Origin of the sequence: Litorilituus sediminis, from assembly GCF_004295665.1 — a bacterium.
Lineage (GTDB): Bacteria > Pseudomonadota > Gammaproteobacteria > Enterobacterales > Alteromonadaceae > Colwellia > Colwellia sediminis.
In genome coordinates, this window is record NZ_CP034759.1 from 2,132,468 (window position 1) to 2,144,311 (window position 11,844).

Below are 11,844 nucleotides of genomic sequence, written 5' to 3' on the forward strand. Positions count from 1 at the left end.
ATTAAGCCGATCTCAGTTTAATTAACAACTGACACACTAATACAATTAATACCGAGGTAAACATCAAGCCAGCAAATGGCAGTGCCGTACCATTATAAAAATATGCCAGAATGGGTCCTGCCAATGCGCCAATTCCCCAACGTAAAGTACCAATAACTGCGGTTGCCGTACCTGACTGCTCAGGAAACTTGGTTAGTATAAGCGCATCACTATTGACCGCCACCATAGAAATACTACCCATCAGCGGCAGTATTGCCATCACAGTATAAGCTAACGGTAGGGCAAAATAGTTCACCAAAACTAGCGCACTGGCGGCAACACAAGCTAAGGTTAAGCCATACCATAACATAGCTCTAGAGCCTTTTCGTACTACCAATCGCGTATTAGTAAAATGTGCTGTCATCAAGGCAACTACATTTAGGGCAAACAATAAACTAAAGGTAAATTCTGAGGTAGCAAACACCTCTAAATAGACAAAGGGAATGGCAGTGATATAAGCAAAGAATGCCAGCGATATCACCATAGAAGTAATAATATCTAACCTAGCTTCACTATTGGCAAAAACAATTTTATAGCGCTGCACAAACGACAGTTCTTGCACTTGCTGGCTGCGCACCACTTCAGGTAAATACTTTGCCACTAAAATAAAGACCAGCAAACTATAACCAGAAAGCACATAGAAAATTAATTGCCAACTATGCGCAACTAACAAAACACTGCCAATGCTAGGCGCTATCATAGGCGCCACCATCATGATCATGCTCACGTACGACAAACCTTTAGCCGTATCTTTACCATAAAATTCACGAATAGTTGCAGGCACGACCACAGTAGCTGCGCTCGATATAAATGCTTGGGCAAAACGAATTGCTAAAAACTGCTCAACATTGCTAACCAGCGGTAAGGCTAAACTTGCGATAACAAAACCACCTATACCAAACAGCACTAATTTACGACGCGAGTATTTATCTGCCATAGGGCCGAATAAAATTAGGCCAAGAGCATAACCGAGTAAATAGATACTTAGGCTATTTTGGATCATTGGCATATCTGTACCTAAATGCGCAGCCAAGGTTGGCATGGCAGGCAAATACATATCAACCGCTAATGGCGATACCGCCAATATGGCCGCCAATAAAGGTAATAACAGCTTTAAAGATATCGATTGATTGGCCATTAACTCTCACCCATGCTCAGAGTTTTATCTGAGTATTGATGTACTAGTTTAGCTAAAGTCATAATGGCTGCCTCTATTTCATCACCCCACTTAACGCCATAACTAACACGCATATAGTTGCTATATTTTCCAGAAGGGGAAAACACCACTCCTGGGGTAAAGCTAACCCCTTCAGCTAGTGCCTGCTGGAAAAAGTCACTGGTATTAACATGCGATTGACAGCGGATCCACAGCACGCTGCCCCCTTGAGGTTGTGAAATACATACTTGCTCGGGAAAATGCTCTGCAATTAACGCCCGCATACGTTCACAGTTAAACTGTAAGTTTTTGCGCAGAACCGCTAAGTGGCGATCATAATCACCACTGAGCAAATATTCATTCAGCGTCCATTGTTGCAACATAGGTGTTGAGCTTGATTGCGCGCGCTTAATACGTTTTGCTTGCTCTTCAAATTTACCCGGCAGTAACCAACCAACGCGATAACCTGGCGCTGCAGTTTTAGAAAATGACGAGCAAGTGACCACTAAGCCCTTTTCCGAGTATAATTGTGCTGGCTTTGGTTTATGCTCAGTAAAGTAAATTTCACTGTAAGCATCATCCTCAATTAACGGAATATTATGCGCTTCTAATAACTCCACCATGGCTTGTCGTTGTTGATCACTTTTCATTGAGCCAAGTGGGTTATTAATGGCAGTTGAAAATAAGCAAGCGGCTATATCATGCTGCTCAATTGCCTGTTTTAATGAGTCAATACAAACGCCATCTTCGGTGCAAGTATAAACCTCTAACGCTTTCATCCCTAAGGTTTCAATTAGCTCGATAATGCCAAAAAAGCATGGCGATTCTATGGCGATCACATCACCACGTTTAGCCACACATTGCAGCGCAATAGATAGCGCTTCCTGTGCGCCATTAGTAATAACAATATCATTCGGGTTAATATCCACCGCCTGCTCTTGATAACGAAACGCTAATTGCATACGCAGTTTGGCATCACCAGTTACTGGGCCATAACTGACTGCTTTATCAGATACTTTACTTAGCACTGAGCGCATTAATCGTGCTAGCGCTTTATCTGGCGCGTGCGCTTGAATGGGGTTAGAAATGCCTAATGCAACCGTGTTAGGTAAATGCACAGCATCGTGAACCTGCTCAATCATGCTACGACAGGTTATTTCGGTTGGCTTACATTGTGCCCAAGTAGCAGGCCGTGGCTGTAAAGTGCGCACTTGCTGCGCCATCAAGTAATAACCAGATTGTGGTCTAGCACATACTCGCCCTTGCCTTTCCAGTTCAACATAAGCTTGTTTGACCGTAGGTACGCTTATTTCAAATTGTCGACTAAGCTTTCTTAAGCTAGGTAATTTATCACCGGGTAGCAAAGCACCTGTTTTCTGCTGCTGATCAATAAAGTCGATAACTTGTTGATATAAAAACGATGATGATTTTTTATCCAATAAACGCATAAACTGTATAGGTTTCATTTTCATTATTTTGTATATGTTATTACAGCAAATAATCTTTACACTGTCACTTCTTTCTTCCTTTACCATAAATAAGTGACATATTATGAATAACACTATGCTCTATCTTCTTACGGTAGTTATTTGGGGTTCAACTTGGATTGCCATTAACTATCAGCTAGGTGATGTTGCTGTTGAAGCCTCTGTTGCTTATCGTTTTGCCTTGGCATCACTGACCCTGTTCGCCTTTGCCATGATTAAGAAAATGCCGCTTCGCTATACTTTGAAACAACATGGCCTGTTCGCTCTGTTTGGCACCTGTTTATTCGGCCTAAATTACTTGCTGTTATATAATGCTCAACAGCATATAAACTCAGCACTGACTTGTATTGGTTTTTCAACGCTAATGCTGATTAATATCGTCAATACGCGCATTTTTTATAAAACCAAAATTACCGAACAAGTTTATTACGGCGGTGCTTGTGGTTTAGCCGGTATAGTGATTTTATTCTGGCCACAATTAAATGACGTGCAATTAGGTGCAGCGACACTCCTTGGCTTAGCTTTATGTATCGCAGGTACTTGCTCTGCCTCAGTGGGCACTATGGTTTCTATCAGAAATCAGAAAAACAATATAGCCGTAGTACCAGCCAATGCTTGGGGCATGTTTTACGGCACAGTATTTATGGTTATTGTCGCCTTAATACAGGGTAAAAGTTTTACCTTTAGCTTTACTACTGAGTACATTGCATCATTAGTGTATTTATCAATATTTGGCTCAGTAATCGCTTTTGGTTGTTACTTAAGTTTAATGACACGTATTGGCGCTCATAAAACTTCGTATGCCAATATTATCTTCCCAGGCGTAGCTGTAGTAATTTCTACTTTTGTTGAAGGTTTTGTCTGGAGTGAGTTTACCGTTGCTGGCCTTATCCTTATGGTGGTAGGTAACTTAATCGTATTAGCTAAGCCAAGAAAAAGCCGAAAAAGCAAAACGATTGCGGCAACTGCTTAGACTTAGTCTTAACCAAGAAAAAAGCGCTAACCGCTCAAGGGTTAGCGCTGTATTGCGCAAAAATTATCAAATAAAGCATACTAATGTTTCGTTGAAACTTGTTATAATAGTGAAAGTCTTTTCAGATGTTTTCATAAAACATTACATAACTTTTAACTTTAAGGTAATTTAGGTAAGCCAATGCAACGACTAGCACCTGCTCTGCGTCAAGACAATGTTCCACTCGATCTCATTTCACTGATTAAAACTATACTGGCAGCGACCAAAGAGATTTCTTTTCGTGTTAGCCAAGCCCACTTAGGTGGCTTAATGGGCTCAACCTTAGATGAAAACATTCAAGGTGAAGTACAAAAGAAACTTGATGTTGTCGCTAACGAATTGTTTAAAGACATTTTACTTGAGTCAGGTTTTGTTAGAGCAATCTCTTCAGAAGAAGAAGATTCATCGGTTGCAGGCGATCCTGAAGGTAAGTTTTTAGTCTCATTTGACCCGCTAGATGGTAGCTCAAATATCGATATTAACTCACTGATTGGTACCATTTTCTCAATCCATGAAGCGATTCCTGGAATGGATGCAGAAGATCCAGCACAATTTCAACAGCCGGGTAACAAACAAGTATGTGCTGGCTACGTACTTTATGGCCCGTCAACTATGTTAGTTATGACCACAGGTAGCGGTACACACTTCTATGTATTAGATAGAACTCATGGCGGCTACTTATTAGTTGATCGCAATGTACAAGTACCAAAAGATACCCAAGAATTCGCTATTAATATGTCAAACCAACGTTTTTGGCAAGCACCTATGCAAAACTATATTAACGACTTAGTTGCAGGTGAGACTGGCCCACGCGGTAAAAACTTTAACATGCGCTGGATTGCTGCCATGGTGGGTGATATCCACCGCGTACTAACTCGTGGCGGTATTTTTACTTACCCAGCTGATAACAAAAAACCTGAGCAACCATATAAGCTACGCTTAATGTATGAAGCCAACCCTATGTCCTTCTTAATTGAACAAGCGGGCGGCGCAGCCATGACTAGCCAAGGCCGTATTATGGACATTCAGCCAGAAAGCATCCACCAACGCGTGGAAGTGATTATGGGCTCAGCGAATGAAGTAGAAACTTGTTTGAGTTATTACAAGTAACATAAAGTAAACTGATAATATTTAGCCCCCTAAGCAAGTACACAGCTTATTTAGCGGGGGCTAAAAGATCTAGCTCTCACTAACTTATCAGCTAGCCGGTTGGTAATACCTAATCACTTCCCCCATATTAGAAGAATAACTCATAACATTAGATAAAAAGGATTTTTACATGGCTCATTTAGCCCAACTTTTCTTCATATTTTTCTCTGCCCTTATCACAGTTAACTTTTCTGCTTATGCAGATAACGCCCCCTATAAACCAAACTCAAACACTTGGGTACTTCACTCAAGCGAACAGCAAGTTTTATTACTGGGAGTTGAGCATAGCTACGATGCTAGTCACCCACAATTTGCCGATATCGAAAAAATGTATCAAGCATTCAAGCCGACATTAATTTTACTCGAAGGTGGTAACTGGCCAACAAAAGCTAGCCAACAGGCAGCAATTGATTGCTGTGGTGAAATGGGCTTTCTACAGTATTTAGCTCAACAAGACGGTGTAAAAGTTAAAACATGGGAAGGTAGCTCTGTGGATGAAAGTAAATTCGTACTAGAAAAGCACTCTAAAGAAAAGCTAAAACTATTTTATGTATTAAGGCAACTGCCCCAAATTTTACGGGACAATAATGAACAAACAACACTTGAAGAAATAAGCACTTTATTAGGTTCTACAGGAATGCCAGCCATGGAGTACCAATTATCAGGAAAACCTACCAACATCGATGATATAAACAACCAACTTGCGCTAATATCAAATAAAACAATAGCATGGCATGACTTTACATCAGCAGCTCGGTTTGACGATATTATCTCAAGCCCTGGTTTTGAAGAGTTAGCGGCGATAAAAGATAGAGTAAATAGCTTTCGTGATAAGAGTGCTATTGAGCAATTAAATAACGCTAGACAAGCAAATGAAAGAGTTTTACTTATCATGGGGAAACTTCATTTTAGGCCTATCATGGCTAGCTTATAAATAATCACTATAGCTCACACCTTATTCGTTTTTTCAGCAGACTTTTCTACTATACCCAAATAACATCAGCTTTGATAAAATAGTGAGCAAATTACAGGAGAGCTTTTTTATGCCGCATTATGTTGTGGGTCACAAGATCCCAGATTCAGATTCAATTTGTTCAGCCATTGCGCTGTCTTATTTAAAAACTACGCTAGGCGAAGAAACCGTACCAGCGCGTTTAGGTGAGCTATCACCAGAAACTTTATTTATTCTAGATAAATTCGGTTTTGAACAACCAGAGCTTAAAATGAGCTATGCTGGTGAAAGCCTTTATATTGTTGATCACTCTGAGCGTACTCAAGGCCCAGATGATATTGATGAAGCAACTATTCTAGGTATTATTGATCACCACAAATTAGGTGATATCACAACATCAACTCCGCTTGAATGTTGGATTCGCCCAGTTGGTTGTACTAATACCATCATTAAAATGATGTATGATTTTCACAATGTGGAAATTCCAAAAAACATCGCTGGTGCTATGATGTGCGCTATTTTAAGTGACACGGTTATTTTCAAATCACCAACTTGCACCACTGCCGATATCAAGTGTGTTGAAGCCTTAGCTGAAATTGCCGGTATTGACGACCCAGAAACGCTGGGCATGGAAATGTTCAAGGTTAAATCTGCGGTTGAAGGCACGCCAGTTCGTGACTTAGTACTTCGCGACTTTAAAGACTTTGATATGAATGGCAACCTAGTAGGTATTGGTCAATTAGAAGTGATTGATTTAGCTATTTTTGACGATATTAAAGCCGATCTTGAAGCTGATATTGCTAAGCTTAAAGCTGAAGGCAATCGCCATACGGTATTATTACTGTTAACTGACATTATGAAAGAAGGCTCAGAAATGTTAGTAGTCAGTGATAGCGCTGATATTACCGAGCGCGCGTACGGCAAAGCAACCAGCGAAGGTAAAGTTTGGTTAGATGGCGTACTTAGCCGTAAGAAGCAAGTTGTACCACCATTACAAGAAGCATTTGCTTAATCACATAACGTAAGCAGTACATATCAAAAAGCCCAGCAATTATGGTAATTGCTGGGCTTTTTTTATCTCAAATCACTAATATTCAAATTAGTATTATTCATCATAGTTATCAAAGGTAATCACTATTTAAGCAAGACGATAGCACGGAGTTGACGCTAGTCAATGAGTACTTTCAACGCTGCATAAATAATGATTAACAAAGAAAACTAGATGAATTAAACGCGTTCAAATATTGTTGCTATACCTTGGCCTAAGCCAATACACATAGTCGCTAAGCCAATATTAACATCTTGACCTTCCATCAAGTTAATCAAGGTGCCAGATATACGCGTACCTGAACAACCTAATGGATGACCTAAGGCAATAGCACCACCATTTAAGTTGATCATATCATCCATCTTATCCATTAAGCCTAATGCTGAAATACAAGATAGCGCCTGCGCGCCAAACGCTTCATTAAATTCAGCTAACTCGATATCTTCAATCGCTAAACCAGCACGTTTTAATGCTTTTTGCGTGGCAGGTACTGGGCCATAACCCATAGTGGCTGGATCGCAACCCGCAAAGGCCATACCACGAATTTTAACACGCGGCGTTAACCCTAGCTCTTTTGCTTTATCTGCTGACATAATCAACATGGCTGATGCACCATCTGATAAGGCAGATGATGTACCCGCAGTTACTGTGCCATTCACTGGGTCAAACACTGGGCGTAACGCTGATAAGCTTTCTGCGGTAGTATCAGGGCGAACTACTTCATCATGCTCAACTAACGTTAATGCACCGTTGGCATCATGACCTTCTGTGGCAACAATTTCATTAGCCCAACGACCTTCTAATGTTGCTTGATGTGCTCTTTGATGTGAACGTGCGCCAAAAGCATCTTGCATTTCACGGGTAATACCGTGCTGCTTACCAAGTAATTCAGCGGTTAAGCCCATGCTGCCTGAAGCGCGTGCAATATGCTTGCTTAATGACGGTGCAAAATCTACATCGTACATCATAGGGACATGACCCATATGCTCAACACCACCTACCAAGAAGACATCGCCTTGACCAGCAATGATACTGGTTGCGGCATCATGCATAGCTTGCATTGATGAGCCACATAAACGGTTCACAGTTAAACCACCAATTGATTTTGGTAAACCAGCGAGCAATGAAGCATTACGAGCAATATTAAAGCCTTGTTCTTTAGTTTGCTTAACACAGCCCCAAATAACATCTTCAATGTCATTCGGGTCAAGCGCTGGGTTACGTTTTAAAATTTGTTCCATTAAGTGGGCTGATAAGGTTTCAGCACGAACGTTACGAAACACACCTGCTTTTGAGCGCCCCATAGGAGTGCGTATGCAGTCAATAATTACGACTTCTTTCATTTTGATTCTCCTATAGCTTAAGCTGTTTTAACGTCAGTAAAAAAGTATGATTTACCTGATTTAGCCATTTCACGTAGGCCATCAGTTACTTGATAAATTTCACCTAAGTGCGCATATTTATCAGCCATAGCAATAAAGTTGTCTAGTCCTAACGTTTCTAAATAACGAATTGGACCACCTCTAAATGGTGGGAAACCGATACCGTAGATTAAGCCCATATCAGCTTCAGCGGCAGTATCAACTACGCCTTCTTCTAAACAACGAATCACTTCATTCACCATAGGGATCATAAGGCGGGCAATAATTTCTTCGCTGCTAAAATCTTTTTTACCTGCACAATTTTCAGCAAATAATTGATAAGCCGTTTCAGCTGGTACTTTACTTGGACGACCGCGCTTGTCTTTACCGTGATCATAAAAACCTTTGCCATTTTTCTGGCCATAGCGCTCATTGCTATATAAGGTACTTACCGGGTCATTTTCAAGCTTTTTCATACGTGTTGGGAAGCCAGCTGACATTACACCAGTACAATGATCAGCAGTATCAACACCAACAACATCAAGTAAATAAGCGGGTCCCATAGGCCAACCAAACTGTTTTTCCATTACTTTGTCAATGGCAGCAAAGTCAGCACCTTCGAGCACTAACTGGCTAAAACCTGCAAAGTATGGGAAAAGCACACGGTTAACATAAAAACCTGGGCAATCATTTACTACTATGGGTGATTTACCCATTTTCGCAGCATAGGCAACAACACTTGCTACGGTTTCATCTGAGGTATCTTTACCACGGATGACTTCAACTAATGGCATTTTATGCACAGGATTAAAGAAGTGCATACCACAGAATTTTTCTGGACGTTTAACGCTTTTCGCTAATAAATCAATAGAAATGGTTGAAGTATTAGAGGTTAAGATTGCCTCTTCTGAAATCACTTGTTCAACTTCAGCAAGCACAATACCCTTTACTTTCGGATTTTCAACAACCGCTTCAACCACCACATCGGCATCTTTAACGCTATCGTAGCTTAAGCTTGGGGTAATATTATTAAGAACGCTCGCCATTTTCTTGGCATTCATACGGCCACGCTCAACTTGCTTAGTTAAAATACCTGCAGCAGTTGTTAAACCTAAATCAAGCGCTTGATCATTGATATCTTTCATCACAATCGGCGTACCTTTATAGGCTGACTGATAAGCAATACCACCGCCCATAATACCCGCACCAAGTACCGCAGCTTTATTCACTGCTTTCTCTACTTGTTTGCTGGCTTTTTTCGCTTTACCTTTAACCACTTGATCTGCCATAAACAAACCAATTTGCGCCGTGGCAGCATCGGTTTTAGCAAGTTTTGCAAAACCGGCATTTTCTATCGCCATAGCGCCAGCTCTATCATGCGTTGCTGCTTGCTCTAAGGTATTTACCATCACCATAGGTGCTGGGTAGTGCTTACCTGCTTTAGCTGCAATCATGCCTTTACAGGTAGTAAAGCTCATAATGGCTTCAATTTTACTTAATTTTATTGGCTCTAGTTTAGGCTGACGTTTTGCGCGCCAATCTAATTTGCCAGCAATCGCTAGTTTAAGCATGCTAATAGCACTATCGCGTAAGTTTTCTGGCTCTACTACCGCATCAAGTAAACCAACGGCTAAAGCTTGCTCTGCTTTATGTGCTTTACCTGTACTCATCCACTCAACGGCATTATCAACACCAATAAGACGCGGCAAACGCACCGTACCACCAAAACCAGGCATCAAGCCTAATTTTACTTCAGGTAAGCCTATACTTACTTTGGTATCAGCTAACCTAAAATCACAAGCTAAGGTCATTTCACAACCGCCACCTAAAGCGACACCATTAATTGCTGCCAAGGTTGGCATATTAAGATCTTCAAAGGCATCAAATACATCCGAGGCTTTTTTAACCCAAGGAACTAACGCTTCTTCCGGCTGCTTAAATGTTTCTAAAAACTCTGTAATATCTGCGCCAACCAAAAATGCTGGCTTTGCTGATGTCACCATCACAGCTTTTGCATCGGGACAGTTATTGATTGCCTCTATAACTTCTATGAATTCTTTAAAAGTAGCCTGATCAAACTTATTTACCGAACCTTGAGCATCGAACTTAAACTCAACAATGCCGTCTTCAAGTAATTGGGCAGAAAGGCTGTTGCCTTGATAAATCATGCCTAGTCTCCTCACCTATGTTGTGGGTTTTATATGGTTTTACCTAAAAAACTTTCGCTATTTTTTATTTACCTATAATAGTAGTCGATTGAGTGTGCCTTGAATCAGCAATAAATGCAATAAATTTTAAACAAGCGTTTAAATTGATTGTTTAACACCTTGGTAAAGTACTTATTTGCCCAAAATAAATAAAAATCATTACATGAAAAATAAACTCACGTAAACTAATAACAGCTAAGCTTCTAATCAAATTGAGTCTAACCTTATGAGCTCAAAAAAATTCTTTAATCAACCAGAAAAATTACTCTTAGCGATGGCATTCACTATGCCGCTGGTATTCTCTGTTTGGATGGTGTTACTTAATAATTTTGTTGTTGAAAAAGCGAATTTTACTGGTGTAGAAATAGGCATATTGCAAAGCTTACGAGAAATTCCCGGCTTTTTGGCCTTTACCGTTATTTACTTGCTACTTTTTATCAAAGAGCAAAAACTGGCTTTATTATCACTGGCAATAACCAGCATAGGCGTATTTCTCACTGGTTTTTTCCCAAGTGCTTTTGGCCTTTATATCACCACCATTATTATGTCTGTTGGCTTTCATTATTTCGAAACTGTTAGCCAGTCCTTAACGCTACAATGGTTAGATAAAGATAAAACAGCTCATTTTATGGGTAAGATGTTATCAGCCAAGTCAATCGCCTCCCTTATTGCTTTTTCTAGCATTTGGCTACTTATGGAGTATTTTACTTGGTCGTATCAAGCAACTTATGCACTTTTTGGTGGTTGCGCTTTAATTATCACTACTCTATTAGCCTTAGCGTTTAAACAGTTTCCCGACAAAGCTGAGCAAAATAAAAAATTAGTACTGAAAAAGCGCTACTGGCTTTTTTACGCCTTAACGTTTTTCAGCGGCGCGAGAAGGCAAATCTTTGTGGTATTTGCTGGTTTTTTAATGGTAGAAAAATTTAACTATAGTGTTGCTGAAATCAGTGCGCTATTTCTGATTAATTATGTATTTAATTGGTTATTTGCGCCATCAATCGGTAAGCTTATTGCTCGCATAGGTGAAAGCGCAGCCTTACGTATTGAATACATAGGTTTAATGGTTATTTTTATTAGCTATGGCTTAGTAGAAAATGCCAATATTGCCGCCGCACTCTATGTCATAGATCATTTGTTTTTTGCCTTAGCGATAGCAATTAAAACCTATTTCCAAAAGATTGCCTCACCTGAAGATATTGCTTCAACAGCAGGGGTAAGTTTTACTATTAATCATATCGCCGCTGTCGTTATTCCAGCATTGCTTGGTTTGTTATGGATAGTTAACTCAAGTTGGGTATTTTTTATTGGTGCGGGCTTTGCTGCTTGCTCTTTGATATTGGCATTATTAATACCTAAACAGCCGCGCATTGGTGTAGAAGTGAGATTTAAAGAGTCACCACAAGTAAGTTAAAGATTTACCTGTGGTGGCA

At 40.2% G+C, this 11,844-nt stretch carries 9 protein-coding genes; 5 read left to right on the plus strand and 4 right to left on the minus strand.

Annotated features, from left to right (window positions below):
* Position 1 precedes the first annotated feature (1 nt).
* Entirely contained in the window at positions 2-1,177 is a 1,176-nt protein-coding gene (locus EMK97_RS09515) for a Bcr/CflA family efflux MFS transporter (protein WP_130601596.1), read from the minus strand.
* Positions 1,177-2,661, minus strand: a complete 1,485-nt coding sequence (locus tag EMK97_RS09520) for an aminotransferase-like domain-containing protein (protein WP_246028921.1) — start codon at positions 2,659-2,661, stop codon at positions 1,177-1,179. The genes EMK97_RS09515 and EMK97_RS09520 overlap by 1 nt, the downstream gene beginning before the upstream one ends.
* 85 nt (positions 2,662-2,746) lie before the next feature.
* Between EMK97_RS09520 and EMK97_RS09525 the strand changes: the two genes are divergently transcribed.
* The 4 genes from EMK97_RS09525 to EMK97_RS09540 all read left to right on the plus strand — a co-directional run bounded on the left by EMK97_RS09525 (position 2,747) and on the right by EMK97_RS09540 (position 6,807).
* Complete coding sequence (locus tag EMK97_RS09525) at positions 2,747-3,655, plus strand: DMT family transporter (protein WP_130601598.1); 909 nt, start codon at positions 2,747-2,749, stop codon at positions 3,653-3,655.
* Between the two features lie 180 nt (positions 3,656-3,835).
* A complete protein-coding gene (locus tag EMK97_RS09530) occupies positions 3,836-4,804 on the plus strand; it encodes a class 1 fructose-bisphosphatase (protein WP_130601600.1) in 969 nt (322 codons plus the stop codon).
* A 169-nt stretch (positions 4,805-4,973) separates the two neighbouring features.
* A complete protein-coding gene (locus EMK97_RS09535; protein ID WP_130601602.1) occupies positions 4,974-5,777 on the plus strand; it encodes a hypothetical protein in 804 nt (267 codons plus the stop codon).
* Between the two features lie 109 nt (positions 5,778-5,886).
* Positions 5,887-6,807: a manganese-dependent inorganic pyrophosphatase gene (locus EMK97_RS09540; protein WP_130601604.1), complete on the plus strand. Its 921-nt coding sequence runs from the start codon at positions 5,887-5,889 to the stop codon at positions 6,805-6,807.
* A 215-nt stretch (positions 6,808-7,022) separates the two neighbouring features.
* Here the strand turns inward: EMK97_RS09540 and fadA are convergent, their stop codons facing one another.
* Both fadA and fadB read right to left on the minus strand, forming a co-directional pair.
* Positions 7,023-8,186, minus strand: a complete 1,164-nt coding sequence (gene fadA, locus EMK97_RS09545) for an acetyl-CoA C-acyltransferase FadA (RefSeq protein WP_130601606.1) — start codon at positions 8,184-8,186, stop codon at positions 7,023-7,025.
* A 17-nt stretch (positions 8,187-8,203) separates the two neighbouring features.
* Positions 8,204-10,372 carry a fatty acid oxidation complex subunit alpha FadB gene (fadB, locus tag EMK97_RS09550; RefSeq protein WP_130601608.1) on the minus strand — a complete coding sequence of 723 codons (2,169 nt, stop codon included), beginning with the start codon at positions 10,370-10,372 and terminating at the stop codon, positions 8,204-8,206.
* A gap of 265 nt (positions 10,373-10,637) precedes the next feature.
* Between fadB and EMK97_RS09555 the strand changes: the two genes are divergently transcribed.
* Positions 10,638-11,825, plus strand: a complete 1,188-nt coding sequence (locus EMK97_RS09555) for an MFS transporter (protein ID WP_246028746.1) — start codon at positions 10,638-10,640, stop codon at positions 11,823-11,825.
* Positions 11,826-11,844: the final 19 nt, after the last annotated feature.

Bases quoted from the DNA above. Each gene is read 5' to 3' on its own strand.
- EMK97_RS09515 (WP_130601596.1), bottom strand. From the start codon at position 1,177: ATGGCCAATCAATCGATATCTTTAAAGCTGTTATTACCTTTATTGGCG.
- EMK97_RS09520 (WP_246028921.1), bottom strand. From the start codon at position 2,661: ATGAAACCTATACAGTTTATGCGTTTATTGGATAAAAAATCATCATCG.
- EMK97_RS09525 (WP_130601598.1), top strand. From the start codon at position 2,747: ATGAATAACACTATGCTCTATCTTCTTACGGTAGTTATTTGGGGTTCA.
- EMK97_RS09530 (WP_130601600.1), top strand. From the start codon at position 3,836: ATGCAACGACTAGCACCTGCTCTGCGTCAAGACAATGTTCCACTCGAT.
- EMK97_RS09535 (WP_130601602.1), top strand. From the start codon at position 4,974: ATGGCTCATTTAGCCCAACTTTTCTTCATATTTTTCTCTGCCCTTATC.
- EMK97_RS09540 (WP_130601604.1), top strand. From the start codon at position 5,887: ATGCCGCATTATGTTGTGGGTCACAAGATCCCAGATTCAGATTCAATT.
- fadA (WP_130601606.1), bottom strand. From the start codon at position 8,186: ATGAAAGAAGTCGTAATTATTGACTGCATACGCACTCCTATGGGGCGC.
- fadB (WP_130601608.1), bottom strand. From the start codon at position 10,372: ATGATTTATCAAGGCAACAGCCTTTCTGCCCAATTACTTGAAGACGGC.
- EMK97_RS09555 (WP_246028746.1), top strand. From the start codon at position 10,638: ATGAGCTCAAAAAAATTCTTTAATCAACCAGAAAAATTACTCTTAGCG.